Origin of the sequence: Stenotrophomonas sp. SrG, assembly GCF_050031795.1 — a bacterium.
GTDB classification, from domain to species: Bacteria; Pseudomonadota; Gammaproteobacteria; order Xanthomonadales; family Xanthomonadaceae; genus Stenotrophomonas; species Stenotrophomonas rhizophila_A.
Genome location: NZ_JBNBBE010001864.1, coordinates 1 through 229, shown reverse-complemented (window position 1 = coordinate 229; position 229 = coordinate 1). Strand labels below are relative to the sequence as shown.

Genomic DNA, 229 nt, shown 5'->3' with positions numbered 1-229 from the left:
CGGCTCCACGTTCTGCAGGCTCACCGGCTTCCACGGCGCGCACGTGCTGCGGGGCCCGATCATGCTGATCGTGATGTGGCTGCGCTCGGCCACGGGCCACTGCACCCGCGACAACCACTTCGGTTTCGAGGCCGCCGCGTGGTACGGGAACTTCGTCGACGTGGTGGGGCTTATGCTGTTCTTGTTCGTCTACGTGCTTTAGCGTCGGGGGGTATAAACCGCCCACGCC

Annotated in this window: 1 protein-coding gene; it reads left to right on the top strand. The window is 65.5% G+C overall.

All coding sequences use genetic code 11. From position 1 onward, the window contains the following. A partial coding sequence (locus tag ACQG3P_RS25650; RefSeq protein ID WP_426806616.1) for a cytochrome c oxidase subunit 3 occupies positions 1–202 on the top strand: 202 nt, incomplete at its 5' end. Positions 203–229 lie beyond the last annotated feature (27 nt).